Origin of the sequence: Methylophaga sp. (genome assembly GCF_009711715.1) — a bacterium.
Taxonomy (GTDB): domain Bacteria; phylum Pseudomonadota; class Gammaproteobacteria; order Nitrosococcales; family Methylophagaceae; genus Methylophaga.
The window spans coordinates 125,802-137,998 of record NZ_VENF01000004.1 but is presented as its reverse complement, the minus strand read 5'-3'; the positions used below and the strand labels follow the sequence as shown (position 1 = coordinate 137,998).

Sequence of the window (12,197 nt, the reverse complement as noted above, 5' to 3'; positions counted from 1 at the left end):
TGATTTTGTATATATAGAAGCTTGAAAGACGAGATTAATGACTAAAAAAACTGTAAGAATCGCCACACGCAACAGTCCACTGGCCGTCTGGCAGGCCGAGTTTGTTAAAGCCGAGTTACTGGCCTTGCATCCGGATCTCGAGGTGGAACTAATCGGCATGAAAACCCAGGGCGATATTATCCTCGACACGCCTCTGGCCAAGGTCGGGGGCAAAGGCCTGTTTGTTAAGGAACTGGAGCAGGGCATGCTCGACGGCCGCGCTGATATTGCGGTGCACTCGATGAAAGATGTGCCGGTCGATTTTCCTGAAGGCTTGCACCTGCCGGTCATCTGCAAACGTGAAGAGCCCCACGATGCCTTCGTTTCCAATCACTACAACAGTATTGATGAGCTGCCCCATGGGGCAAAACTGGGGACTTCCAGCCTGCGCCGGGAATGTCAGGCACGGACTCGCCGGCCTGATCTGGAAGTGCTGCCACTGCGCGGTAACGTTAATACTCGCCTGCGCAAGCTCGATGAGGGGCAGTTTGACGCGATTATCCTGGCCATGGCCGGCCTTCAGCGACTCGGCTTTCACGACCGGATTCGTAATGCGATGACACCCGAACAGAGTCTGCCGGCCATCGGTCAGGGGGCACTGGGCATTGAAACCCGCATTGATGATGACTTCATGAATGCCTTAATCGCACCCCTCCATGATTCGCTGACAGCGATTACCGTCACTGCCGAACGGGCGCTTAACCGTCGCCTCGCGGGCGGCTGTCAGGTGCCGATCGCCGGTTATGCGATGCTGGAAGGGGATGAAGTCTGGTTGCGAGGACTGGTGGGCAGACCGGATGGCACCCAGACGCTTTATGCTGAAAAGCGCGGCCCGGCCGCGGATGCTGATGCTATTGGTATAGCGGTAGCAGAAATGCTGCTGGCGCAGGGCGCAGACAAAATTCTCAGCGATGTTTATGGTGACTGACAGACCGCTGGCCGGCCAGAGAATTCTGGTGACCCGGCCGCAAGCGCAAGCTGCAAAGCTGACCGGTTTGATCGAAGAGGCTGGAGGCGAAGCAATCAGCTTTCCTGTTATCGACATTGTCGCTTTGCCCCCTGATACCTGGGGCAGTTTAATGCTGAGTCATAGCGACTGGCTGATTTTTGTGAGTCGCAATGCAGTGGAATGCTTTATGGCTGGCTGGCAACAGTCCTTGCCAGAGCAGCTAAAGCTGGCGGCGGTGGGCGACGGTACCGCCGGCGCTATGCGTGAAGCCGGGCTGCCGGTGGATTGCCAGCCCGACACCTCAAGCGGCAGTGAGGGCCTGCTGCAAATGCCTGAGATGCAAGCCATGCAGAACAGACAGGTGGTTATTGTCAGAGGGGTTGGCGGTCGTGAACTGCTTGCTGATACCCTGACGGAAAGAGGTGCTAGTATTAGTTATGTGGAAGTTTATCGCAGAGCACTGGCGCAGCATGAGCGCTCAGCCTGTGTCAGAGCGATGCATGCTGACAAACTAATCTGTACCAGTGTGACCGGTCTGGATAATCTGTGCCGAATTCTTGCCGAATTTCGCGCCGAGTTATTCTGCAAGCCATTGGTAGTGGTCAGCGAGCGGATCAGAGACCATGCCCGTTCACTGGGCTTCAGGTGGGTCGAAATCAGTACCGATGCCAGTGATACGGCGGTGTTAAACACATTGATTGAAATGGATAAACAGCATGGCAAACAATGAAAACAAACAGCAAATCGACGATAACGTTCAGGATGCGGAACTGGTTGCTGACAAAGAAACGACGGCGGCGAATCACAGGATAGTGTGGATTGCCCTCGCGGTTCTGTTGCTGTTGCTAATAGCCGCTGGTGGCTGGCTTTATCAGCAGATAAACAGTCAGCAGCAACAACAGGCTGAACGTTTCACTAGTCTTGAGGACGAGTTGGCGACGGTGCAATCGGACTACAGCCGGCAACAGCGTGAACTCAGCAAGCTCATTGAACAACTGCAGGCTCAGTCCGACAAGCTGGAAGAGTTTATCTCCCGCGAAACCCTGACCAGTGACGAACTGAAGAGAACCTGGGCTTTGCAGGAAATCCAGTATTTGCTGAATGTCGCCAATCAGCGGGCGTTGCTGGCGCATGACGTGGATGGCGCCATCCGGGCCCTGAATATGGCCGACAAACAAATTCAGGCGCTGTCGGACTATCGTCTGCATCCACTGCGCGCGCTGATAGCCGAAGAAGTGATGGATCTTGAAGCCCTGGCCGATATTGATACCGCCGGTATCGCCATCAAACTGCAGACAGCGGCTAATCATGTGCAGACCCTGCGGGTGAAAAAAGGTCCGGAAGTTGAGCTTGATGAGTCCGAGAGCCTGTCTTCAGCTGCACAGGTGGACGCGGGCTGGAAGCAGGCCTTGGAGGATATCTGGCAGCAAATGCGCTCACTGGTGGTGATTCGTCATGATCAAACCGGCGAAGCCGCGGTACTGGTGCCGGAGCAGCGTTACTTCCTGTATCAGAATCTGCGTTTACAGCTGGAAAGCGCGAGACTGGCACTGCTGAATGCGGACAACGACAATTACCAGCACAGCCTGCAAACCGCCATTGACTGGCTGCAGCAATATTTCACCGGTGATCAGCGTGATGCGATGCTGAATACCCTCAAACAGCTGCAGGATTCACAAATCAATATCAGCATCCCGGATATTTCCGGTTCTCTGAATTGGCTTGAGGAGTATCAGCAATGAAAATCCTGCTCGTCGTTGCCCTCGCGCTTGCCTTCGGTGCCGCCGTGATCTGGGCGGCTGATTTCGAGCCCGGTTTTGTGCTGCTGCAGTACGGCAGCTGGAGTCTGGAAACTTCACTGGTGGTTTTTTCAGCTGTTTTCATTTTGCTGCTGGTGGCGGGTTACCTGCTGTTACGCAGTCTGGTTCTGGTCAAGCAATCACCGGCGAAACTCGCCAACTGGAAAGAAACACAGCGCCATAAACGCGCCAACCGGGCATTAACCCGCGGTCTGATTACGCTGGAAGAAGGGCGCTGGGCGGAAGCCGAACGAACCTTGATCCGTCATGCCAGTCACAGCGAAACGCCCCTGCTGCATTATCTTGCCGGTGCCCGGGCGGCACAAAAACAGAATGCGGCGGATCGGCGTGATAACTACCTGCGGCTGGCCCATGAGACAACCGAAGGGGCTGATATTGCTGTTGGCGTTGTACAGGCAGAATTACAGATTTCTGCCGGACAGAAAGAACAAGCGCTCGCGACCTTGCAGCATTTACGCGAAATGGCACCCAAGCACCCCTACGTTTTACAACTGCTGCAGTCGCTGTATCAGGATATGGATCAGTGGCAGGATGTGCAGTCAGTCCTGCCCGATCTGCGTAAACGTCATGTGCTGGAGAACAACGAAGTTCAGGCACTGAGTCTGGATGCCGCTGTTGGCCAGCTGGAAGCGGCCTTACAGCGTCAGGACTGGCGCAAAATGGATGATGTCTGGCAGAAGTCGCCAGCGCGTCAGCGGCAGCACGAAGCGATGCTCAAACCCTACATCGAAGGCCTGGTCAGACAAGGGGAAGCTGAACAAGCACTGAGCCTGATCGAGCAGTTTCTGCGTAAAGACTGGAGTGATGCCCTGATATACCAATATGGCCGGCTCGCTCAGGGGGACTTATTAAAACGTCTGGCGCTGGCTGAAAAATGGCTCAAGAACCATCGTGATAATCCCTGGTTGCTGCTGACGCTGGGACGGCTGGCCAAAGCCAATTCCCTGTGGACCAAAGCCGAGGAATATCTGCTTAGCAGCCTGCAACATGGCCCCCGCGGTGAAACCTATCAGGTGCTGGCTGAAGTGCAGACAGCACAGGGTAAACCCGAGGCCGCTGCCGACACATACAAAACCGGGCTGAACCTGATGCTGGAACAGGCCGGCAGCACCATCAAGTAGGAGAGCGAGCAAGTGCAAGAGGCGGGCGGACATTACCTGGTAGATATTCTGGCACTGTTGCTGGCCACGGTGGTGATTATCCCGTTTTTTCATAAGATCCGGCTGGGGGCGATCCTGGGTTACCTGACGGCCGGTGTGGTGTTGGGACCATGGGGCTTCGGTGTGATTACCGAAGTCGAAGATATCCGCCATTTAGCCGAATTTGGCGTTATTTTTCTGCTTTTTCTGCTGGGTATTGAGCTAAAACCTGACAAGCTCTGGCAGATGCGCAAAATGGTTATCGGTCTGGGGCTGGGGCAAGTGTTGATTACGGCCGGTCTGATTTACGGCATAGCCATCTGGCTTGGTATTTCCAATCAAAGTGCCATCATTATCGGTTTTGGTCTGGCACTGTCTTCCACGGCATTCTGTCTGAAACTGCTGGCTGAACGTGGCGGCATTTCTACTGTTATGGGACGGATGTCATTCTCAGTTCTGCTGCTACAGGATATTGCCGTTGTTCCACTGTTGGCACTGGTTTCCTATTTTGCTGCCGGCGGCAGCACAGAGATTATGGAGCCGAGTTTGAAGCCGCTCTATGCGGTGCTGGTCATCCTTGCTTTATTGTTTGCCGGCCGTTATCTGCTTAATCCGGTACTGGAACGGATTGTCGCCAGTCAGGACCCGGAAGTGTTTATTGCCGTTGCCGTGTTGCTGGTGCTGGGCGTTGCCTGGGTGATGGAGGCGGTTGGCTTTTCCATGGCACTAGGGGCGTTTCTGGCCGGTGTGATGCTGGCAGAATCCCACTACCGGCATCAGATCGAAGCCGATATCCTGCCATTCCGCGGCATTTTGCTAGGGCTGTTCTTTATGACGGTGGGCATGGGAATTGATTTCAGCCTGATGTGGGAGCAGCTTGGCAACATTATTACGATGACCCTTGGGCTGATGCTGCTCAAGGCTTCTGTGGTCTATGTACTCGCCAGAATTTCCGGTGCCCGCCATGATATTTCCCTGCAAACAGGCACATTATTGTCACAAAGCGGGGAGTTCGGTTTTGTGTTATTCGGCTTTGCTGCTGCTTCCGGTGTGCTGGATAAAGCCATTGGCGATATGCTGACGCTGGTTATCGCGCTGACCATGGTGCTGACCCCGTTTGTGGTCAAACTGACGAATAGTTTGTTGATACGTTTTTACACCCCGACACCGAGCGAGGATGAAGATTATGCCGAGTTTGTTGAGGCCAGCGAAGAGCACGTGATACTGGCCGGTTTCGGCCGGGTCGGGGCGCGGGTCGGGACACTGCTGGGGGCTGCCGGCGTGCCATATATTGCCCTTGATATGAAACAGCATCGGGTCAAGGATGCGCGGGCACAGGGGTTTCCGGTGTTTTTTGGTGATGCCAGCAAAGTCAAAGTGCTGCAGGCGGCAGGTGCCGATCATGCCAAAATGATTGTGGTGACGCTGGATGATCCGGGACAGATTGACCGACTGGTATCTCAGGTTCGGCAGTTTTATCCCAATATGCCAATCCATGCCCGGGCCCGCGATCGCAGGCACTGTGCTGATTTGATCACGCTGGGCGCGACCACCACGGTATCGGAAACACTGGAAACCAGCCTCCGCTTGACCGAAGAAGTGTTACTGGGCAGTGGCGTGGATCAGGATAAAACCCGGCAGGTTATCAATGAGTTCCGTGACGACTACTATTCCAATGTCGTGCAGAAAGTCACCGAAAACAAGGTTGTTCTCGGCGAACTCAAGCACTGAGACTTACAGCCGCATCGGCATCACGACATACTGACGTTCATACTGTGGATCCGCTGGCGTAATCAAGGCGCTGCTGGTTTCATCAGTAAAGGTGATTTTGACCTTCTCATCCGGCATGGCATTGAGCAGATCCAGTAGATAGGCATTGTTAAATGCGATTTCCAGCGCCGTGCCCTTGTAATCGACGCTGATTTCTTCTTCCGCTGATTCCTGTTCCTGGTTGGTGACCGTGGCTTTGAGCTGATCGGTATCGAGATTGATACGGACGCTGCGGTGCTTGTCATTGGAGAGAATCGCTGCGCGTGACAGGGCCTGTTTGAGTTCATCACGATCGGCCAGCACTTCCTTGTCACCACCCAGCGGCAATACCCGTTCGTAGTTCGGGAACTGACCGTCAATCAGCTTGGAAGTGAAATGAATATCGGGCAGTTCCACTTTGATCTGCTGGTTACTGAAAGCGAGCTTCACTTCGTCATCGGTGTCGTTGAGCAGTCGTCCCAGCTCGATAATCGCTTTACGCGGCACAATGACGCTGTTTTTTTCCTCAACCGGATTAGCGGTGGTCAGGCTGCCCAGAGCCAGGCGGTGCCCATCAGTGGCGACCGCGCGTAAGGTTGTACCTTCCCGTTCCAGCAACAAACCATTGAGGTAGTAGCGAACATCCTGGCTGGCCATAGCAAAACTGGTTTCATCAATCAGGGCTTTCAGCGCTGACTGCGGCAACCCAATCTCATCCACATAATTGGCGCCTTCACTATCCGGAAAGTCATCGCTGGACAGGGTGGCCAGAGAAAAGCGGCTCTTGCCGGTTTTGACCAAAGCTTTGTTATCGGCAGCACTGAAGCTGATGGTGGCATTGCTGGGTAAGGCACGGACAATATCGAGCAGCTTACGCGCCGAGACCGTGGTTTTGCCTTCGGTTTCCACCGAAACCGGCAGTGTTGCAATCATTTCCAGTTCCATATCGGTACTGGTCATCGACAGCTGGTTACCATGTGTCCGCAGCAGCAGATTGGACAGAATGGGCAGGGTCGCACGCCGTTCAACAATACTGCACACCAGCTGCAGTGGCCGGACGAGGGTTTCTTGGCTGACAGTGAATTCCATGGTGATTCTCTCAGGGTCCGTTATTGATTAACTCGACAGGGTTCGTAACAGGTTACGGTAATCTTCCTCGATGCGATTATCTGTTTCGCGCAGCTCCGCCACCTTGCGGGTGGCATGCAGCACCGTGGTGTGATCGCGGCCACCAAACGAGTCGCCGATTTCCGGCAGACTGTGGCTGGTCAGCTCCTTGGCCAGTGCCATCGCTATCTGGCGCGGGCGGGCAATGGAACGGGTGCGTTTTTTCGATAGCAGATCAGAGACGCGCACTTTGAAATATTCGGCCACCGTTTTTTGAATGCTTTCCAGCGTTACCAGTTTCTGATGCAGCGCCAGCAGATCTTTAAGCGCTTCCTGTGCCATATCAATCGACAGCGGCTGGTTGGTGAAGCGGGAAAAAGCCAGTACACGTTGCAGAGCGCCTTCCAGATCACGCACATTGGATTTGATGCGTTTGGCAATGAAAAAGGCGACATCTTCCGGCAGGGTAATCAGGTTCTGGTGCGCTTTTTTAATCAGAATGGCGACGCGGGTTTCCAGCTCGGGCGGCTCGATGGCAACTGTCAGACCCCAGCCCAGGCGCGACTGCAACCGCTCGTCGAGGTTTTCCACTTCCTTGGGAAAACGATCGCAGGTCAGAATGATTTGGCGCTGGCCTTCCAGCAGGCTGTTGAAGGTATAGAAAAATTCTTCCTGTGAGCGCTCTTTCTTGGCAAAAAACTGAATATCATCAATCAACAGGGCATCAGCGCTGCGATAGTGTGCCTTGAACTGATCAATGGCATTGTTGCGCAATGCGGTGATCATATCCTGTACAAAGCGCTCGGAAGACAGGTAAATCACCCGTGCTTTGGGATTGTTCTGTTTGATCTTATTGCCGACGGCAAGCATCAGGTGGGTTTTACCCAGGCCGGTGCCGCCATACAGAAATAAAGGGTTATAGCCACTGGTGCCAGGCGCTTCGGCAACATGAAGTGAGGCCGCGCGGGCGATCTGATTGGATTTACCTTCGATATAGTTATCAAAAGTAAACAGCGGGTTCATCGGACTGCCGATAGCGGGCTCGGTTTTAGCCGGCACTGCCTTTTCCGGCTGCGGTGTCACAACTTCACTCACCGGCGCTGTGTTGCGGCGAGGTTTGATCTCTTCGGCCGGTACCGCACCGACCTCAATCGCCACCCGCGCAATCAGACCCTGACTTAAACTGTGAATCAGACTGTTGATCTGTTGTTCCAGCTGTTCCTGTACCCAGGCTTTAACATAGGGATTGGGAGCAAGTAAGCGCAAACTATCTTCAGTTTCGATAGCCTGCAGAGGCCGGAGCCATGTGTTCAGCTGCTGTGCCGAGAGATCACCTTCGAGATGGGACAGACATTTTTCCCAAAGGGGTGAGGACACATGAACTCCTTGATTATCAATCGCTTAGTTAAAAATAAAGAGGTGCTGCCGGTTAATGTTTGCTATAGTATAGCGTCCGACGCAAGACCTCTAAAGTTATCTTTCTGCGTCTGGTTTGGCAAGTAAAATCACATTAACACCTCTGAATGATTCTGGTTTGACTTGATGCCGTTGGAAACTTTATAATCCCGTGTCTTTTTGCCTGGCTGGTATTACTGCTCAACAAAGCCACAGGCGGCGAAATAAACACTAGTTCTGGAGTTGGTGAAATGAAACGTACTTTTCAACCTAGCAATTTGAAGCGCAAGCGTACTCACGGTTTCCGTGCCCGCATGAAAACTGTCGGTGGTCGTCGCGTTATCAACGCTCGTCGCGCCAAAGGCCGCGCAAAACTGTCAGTTTAATCCCTCTGACCTCTCTAGGAGGGCATGACTTGGCCACATTCAGCCGAGCCATGAGAATGAACCGCCCGGGAGATTTTTCTCGGGTTTTCCGTCAGGGGAAACGCACCGGAGGGGGTGGCCTGACGGTCCTAACGGTTGATAATTCAGTCGGACATCCCCGGCTGGGGCTGGCCATAGCAAAGAAGCACGTTAAGCTCGCCAGCCGCCGCAACCGCTTGAAGCGGATTATTCGCGAGTCGTTCCGACAGCATCAATCCAGCTTCTCCAACATCGACATTGTGGTGTTGTCCCGACCCGGCCTTGACCAACTGGACAGCGCGCAAATTTGGGCAGCATTGGAGCGACATTGGTTAACAGTGGTGGCGCAATGGCAAAATTCCTGATCAGTCTCGTTCGAGCCTATAAGCTTTTGTTGAGCCCGTTTGTCGGTATGCATTGCCGCTTCCAGCCTACCTGTTCACAGTATATGATTGAGGCCATCGAGCGCTTTGGTGCCGTCCGCGGTACCTGGCTCGGTTTGCGTCGCTTGTCACGTTGTCATCCCTGGCATGCGGGTGGCGTGGATCCCGTTCCCGAATTAAAAACAAAGACTCACAATGGATAATCTCAGAACGCTATTTATTTTTGGCCTGCTTATCGTTTCTCTGCTGTTATGGGAAGCTTGGCAGACTGATTATGTCCGTCCCCAGCAGCAAACCGCGGAAACAGAGACCGACACCGTTAATGGTTCTCCGGCAGATGCTGAAGCTGACCTGCCGGAACTGCCGGCGCAAACCGCTGAATCACTACCGGATGTACCGAACTCGCCCGAAGCCAGTGCCGTGACTGAAAAGGTGCATGTTAAAACTGATGTGATGGATTTGAAAATCAGCACCCAGGGCGGCGATATTCGTGAACTGGCCTTGCTCGATTATGCTGTCAGCTCGGACAAGCCCGACACACCGGTACAGTTCCTCAATGATACTGCCAGCCACTTCTTTGTGACCCAGTCAGGTCTACGTGCGGAAGGCGATGCGCCGACCCACTACGCGCAATTCCGTGCAGAAAATATGGAATATGTGCTGCAGGAAGGCCAGAATGAAATTAAAGTCCCGCTCTACTGGCAGAATGAGGCTGGTCTCCAGGTCATCAAAACCTATACCTTCAAGCGCGACAGCTACGTGGTTGGGGTTGATTATCAGGTTATCAACCAGACTGCTGACGGTTTCTCGGCTTACCCTTATGCCCAGCTTAACCGCAACCGCAGTGATGACGGTTCCATGTTCATCTATACCTACACCGGTGCGGTCTTTTCCAGCGAAGGCAACGAATATCAGAAAGTCGACTTCGATGAACTGGAAGAAGCGCCATACAACCGTAGCGTGAATAACGGTTGGGCGGCAATGATCCAGCATTACTTTGTCGGCGCCATTGTGCCGCCACAGGAAGCCGAACTCGGCTTTTATGGACGTTCCATCAACAACAGTAACTATGTCGCCGGCGTCCGAATGCCGGTGATTACCGCAGAAGCCGGCCAGCAGGCGCAGGCTGATTACAAGTTATACCTCGGCCCGAAAAAACATGAACGCCTGGAGCAGGTCGCCAAAAATCTGCCTCTGACCGTTGATTATGGCATTCTGACCATCATTTCCGAACCGCTGTTCTGGGTGATGGAATGGCTGCACAAGCTGACCGGCAACTGGGGCTGGTCGATTGTTCTGCTGACTGTGCTGATCAAACTGGCTTTCTTCAAGCTGTCAGCGGCGAGCTACCGCTCCATGGCCGGTATGCGCAAGCTGACGCCGAAACTGGCGCAGCTGAAAGAGCGCTACGGCGATGACAAGCAGAAGTTCAATCAGGCGATGATGGATCTATACCGTACCGAGAAGATCAATCCGCTCGGCGGCTGTCTGCCTATCCTGGTTCAGATGCCGGTGTTCCTGGCGTTCTACTGGGTGCTGGTGGAAAGTATCGAACTGCGTCAGGCTGACTTTATGCTCTGGATCAATGACCTGACCGCGATGGATCCTTATTTTGTGCTGCCGGTCCTGTTTGGTCTGTCGATGTGGTTCCAGCAGAAACTGAATCCGGCGCCGCAGGATCCGGCTCAGGCAATGATGATGAAGATCTTCCCGTTGGTGTTCACCGTATTCTTCGCCTTCTTCCCCGCCGGTCTGGTGCTTTACTGGCTGGTCAATAACCTGTTGTCGATTGCCCAGCAGTGGTACATCACCCGTAAAATGGGGGCACTCTAAGCCGGTATGGAAACCATTGTCGCAGTCGCCACCCCGCCAGGTCGCGGTGGCGTGGGCGTGGTCAGGATTTCAGGCAAGCAGGCCGCAGAAATCGTTCAGGCAGTCTGCGGCAGATTACCGCCAGCGCGTTATGCGCAGTTCACCCATTTCCTTGACCAGGCAGGGGAAATCATCGACAGCGGCATCGCCCTGTATTTTCCTGGTCCGGCCTCGTTCACGGGTGAAGATGTGGTTGAACTGCAGGGGCACGGCAGTCCGCTGGTCATGGATCAACTGTGCCAGCGCGCGATTGAGCTGGGCGCCCGTATGGCCCGTCCCGGCGAATTCTCTGAGCGCGCTTTTCTCAACAACAAAATGGATCTGGCTCAGGCTGAAGCTGTGGCTGATCTTATCGAAAGTTCGACTGAACAGGCGGCGCGTAGTGCGGTCCGCTCGCTGCAGGGCGACTTCTCCAGACGCATTAATGCCTTTCTGGAAGAACTGACGCATCTTCGCATGTATGTTGAAGCTTCGATCGATTTTGCCGATGAGGAAATCGACTTTCTGGCCGAAGCGCAAGTCGACAGACAGTTACAGGATTTGCTCAAAACGCTGGATGGTATCACCAGCAGTGCTCGTCAGGGTCGACTGCTGCGTGAAGGCATCAGCGTCGTGCTGGCCGGTCAGCCCAATGCCGGTAAATCCAGCCTGCACAATCAGCTGGCAGGACATGATGCGGCCATCGTCACTGATGTTGCCGGTACCACCCGAGACGTTTTACGGGAACAGATTCATCTGCAGGGTATGCCGCTGCGTATTTCAGATACCGCCGGTTTGCATGAAGCGACCAATGATGTGGTGGAGTTGGAAGGCATCCGTCGCACCCAGAACGAACTGGCGCAGGCCGATCATATCCTGCTGATTATCGATGATGGTCACGGTATGACGGCACAGGACAGAAAAATCCTTGAAGACATGCCAGCCGACAAACCGCTCACCGTGATTCGCAACAAGATTGATCGCAGTGGACATGAGGCTACTGAAACCATAGAGGACGGCAAACCGACAATTTTCCTGTCAGCCAAAACCGGCGAGGGTCTGGATCTGCTGCGACAGCACCTGTATCAGGCGGTAGGCTTCCATCCGGAAGAGGAGGGGGTGTTTATTGCCCGTCGTCGTCATCTGGATGCCCTGTCACGTGCCCGTCAGGCGATTGTGAACGGCTATGACTGTCTGGCAGGCATGGGAGCCGGTGAGCTGCTGGCCGAAGAGCTGCGGCAGGCCCAGAACGCGCTGGGTGAAATCACCGGCACGTTCACTACCGAAGATCTGCTAGACCATATTTTCTCCAGCTTCTGCATCGGCAAGTAATGCTGTTTTGCTGCTGATAAACCGCCGTG

Annotated in this window: 12 protein-coding genes; 10 read left to right on the top strand and 2 right to left on the bottom strand. The window is 54.1% G+C overall.

Annotation, left to right across the window (positions count from 1 at the left end; translation table 11 throughout):
* Window positions 1-37: 37 nt before the first annotated feature.
* The 5 genes from hemC to FH755_RS03140 are packed head-to-tail and all read left to right on the top strand — an operon-like array spanning window position 38 to window position 5,678.
* Window positions 38-967, top strand: coding sequence for a hydroxymethylbilane synthase (gene hemC / locus FH755_RS03160; RefSeq protein ID WP_292438583.1), 930 nt, complete (start codon window positions 38-40; stop codon window positions 965-967).
* Window positions 957-1,718, top strand: coding sequence for a uroporphyrinogen-III synthase (locus FH755_RS03155; RefSeq protein WP_292438581.1), 762 nt, complete (start codon window positions 957-959; stop codon window positions 1,716-1,718). Before hemC ends, FH755_RS03155 begins: the two co-directional genes overlap by 11 nt.
* Entirely contained in the window at window positions 1,705-2,730 is a 1,026-nt protein-coding gene (locus FH755_RS03150; protein ID WP_292438580.1) for a uroporphyrinogen-III C-methyltransferase, read from the top strand. The genes FH755_RS03155 and FH755_RS03150 overlap by 14 nt, the downstream gene beginning before the upstream one ends.
* Window positions 2,727-3,929, top strand: coding sequence for a heme biosynthesis HemY N-terminal domain-containing protein (locus tag FH755_RS03145; RefSeq protein ID WP_292438579.1), 1,203 nt, complete (start codon window positions 2,727-2,729; stop codon window positions 3,927-3,929). Before FH755_RS03150 ends, FH755_RS03145 begins: the two co-directional genes overlap by 4 nt.
* Window positions 3,930-3,941: 12 nt before the next feature.
* Window positions 3,942-5,678: a monovalent cation:proton antiporter-2 (CPA2) family protein gene (locus tag FH755_RS03140; RefSeq protein ID WP_292438577.1), complete on the top strand. Its 1,737-nt coding sequence runs from the start codon at window positions 3,942-3,944 to the stop codon at window positions 5,676-5,678.
* Between the two features lie 3 nt (window positions 5,679-5,681).
* On the opposite strand, the gene dnaN is transcribed toward FH755_RS03140, so the two are convergent.
* Window positions 5,682-6,785, bottom strand: a complete 1,104-nt coding sequence (dnaN, locus tag FH755_RS03135) for a DNA polymerase III subunit beta (protein WP_292438575.1) — start codon at window positions 6,783-6,785, stop codon at window positions 5,682-5,684.
* A gap of 27 nt (window positions 6,786-6,812) precedes the next feature.
* Complete coding sequence (gene dnaA, locus FH755_RS03130; protein ID WP_292438573.1) at window positions 6,813-8,180, bottom strand: chromosomal replication initiator protein DnaA; 1,368 nt, start codon at window positions 8,178-8,180, stop codon at window positions 6,813-6,815.
* 269 nt (window positions 8,181-8,449) lie between these two features.
* On the opposite strand from dnaA, the gene rpmH reads away from it, so the two are divergent.
* The 5 genes from rpmH to mnmE are packed head-to-tail and all read left to right on the top strand — an operon-like array spanning window position 8,450 to window position 12,168.
* Window positions 8,450-8,584 carry a 50S ribosomal protein L34 gene (gene rpmH / locus FH755_RS03125; protein ID WP_036311011.1) on the top strand — a complete coding sequence of 45 codons (135 nt, stop codon included), beginning with the start codon at window positions 8,450-8,452 and terminating at the stop codon, window positions 8,582-8,584.
* Between the two features lie 29 nt (window positions 8,585-8,613).
* A complete protein-coding gene (rnpA, locus tag FH755_RS03120; protein ID WP_292438571.1) occupies window positions 8,614-8,967 on the top strand; it encodes a ribonuclease P protein component in 354 nt (117 codons plus the stop codon).
* On the top strand, window positions 8,952-9,188 hold the full coding sequence (gene yidD / locus FH755_RS03115) for a membrane protein insertion efficiency factor YidD (protein ID WP_292438569.1): 237 nt from the start codon (window positions 8,952-8,954) through the stop codon (window positions 9,186-9,188). Before rnpA ends, yidD begins: the two co-directional genes overlap by 16 nt.
* Window positions 9,181-10,818, top strand: coding sequence for a membrane protein insertase YidC (gene yidC / locus FH755_RS03110; protein ID WP_292438567.1), 1,638 nt, complete (start codon window positions 9,181-9,183; stop codon window positions 10,816-10,818). Before yidD ends, yidC begins: the two co-directional genes overlap by 8 nt.
* Window positions 10,819-10,824: 6 nt before the next feature.
* Window positions 10,825-12,168, top strand: coding sequence for a tRNA uridine-5-carboxymethylaminomethyl(34) synthesis GTPase MnmE (gene mnmE / locus FH755_RS03105; RefSeq protein ID WP_292438566.1), 1,344 nt, complete (start codon window positions 10,825-10,827; stop codon window positions 12,166-12,168).
* The last annotated feature ends 29 nt before the right edge of the window (window positions 12,169-12,197 follow it).

Excerpts from the sequence above, each read along its gene's own strand:
- yidD (WP_292438569.1), top strand. The coding sequence starts at position 8,952 with ATGGCAAAATTCCTGATCAGTCTCGTTCGAGCCTATAAGCTTTTGTTG.
- dnaN (WP_292438575.1), bottom strand. The coding sequence starts at position 6,785 with ATGGAATTCACTGTCAGCCAAGAAACCCTCGTCCGGCCACTGCAGCTG.
- mnmE (WP_292438566.1), top strand. The coding sequence starts at position 10,825 with ATGGAAACCATTGTCGCAGTCGCCACCCCGCCAGGTCGCGGTGGCGTG.
- rpmH (WP_036311011.1), top strand. The coding sequence starts at position 8,450 with ATGAAACGTACTTTTCAACCTAGCAATTTGAAGCGCAAGCGTACTCAC.
- FH755_RS03155 (WP_292438581.1), top strand. The coding sequence starts at position 957 with ATGGTGACTGACAGACCGCTGGCCGGCCAGAGAATTCTGGTGACCCGG.
- hemC (WP_292438583.1), top strand. The coding sequence starts at position 38 with ATGACTAAAAAAACTGTAAGAATCGCCACACGCAACAGTCCACTGGCC.
- yidC (WP_292438567.1), top strand. The coding sequence starts at position 9,181 with ATGGATAATCTCAGAACGCTATTTATTTTTGGCCTGCTTATCGTTTCT.
- FH755_RS03150 (WP_292438580.1), top strand. The coding sequence starts at position 1,705 with ATGGCAAACAATGAAAACAAACAGCAAATCGACGATAACGTTCAGGAT.
- FH755_RS03145 (WP_292438579.1), top strand. The coding sequence starts at position 2,727 with ATGAAAATCCTGCTCGTCGTTGCCCTCGCGCTTGCCTTCGGTGCCGCC.